This window comes from Streptococcus sp. HMSC072D07 (assembly GCF_001814835.1).
Classification (GTDB): Bacteria; Bacillota; Bacilli; order Lactobacillales; family Streptococcaceae; genus Streptococcus.
Genome location: NZ_KV818061.1, coordinates 1 through 240 on the forward strand (window position 1 = coordinate 1; position 240 = coordinate 240).

Annotated in this window: 1 pseudogene; it reads right to left on the minus strand. The window is 38.8% G+C overall.

Annotated elements, in window-relative coordinates:
• Positions 1-5: 5 nt before the first annotated feature.
• Positions 6-240: pseudogene (locus tag HMPREF2991_RS04530) on the minus strand (hypothetical protein); the annotation flags it as partial.

The window sequence follows — 240 nt, forward strand, 5'->3', positions numbered from 1 at the left end:
TTCGCTTAACTACCATTTTTCAACTCCTCCTTTGGTTTCAAGACATTGATAAACTCTTCATAGGAATGAACCACATGGTCTTTCCCGTCCTTGGTCACCTCTCCATAAACTGTTAGATTATCAAACAAATCTCTGTCCTTAGGGATTAAGAGACTGTATATATCAGAGAGAAGCTTGATATCTGTCTCGTTGGTCAAGAAAAATAGCCCACCTTTCTTCTTAGTCATCAAGTCATAGGCT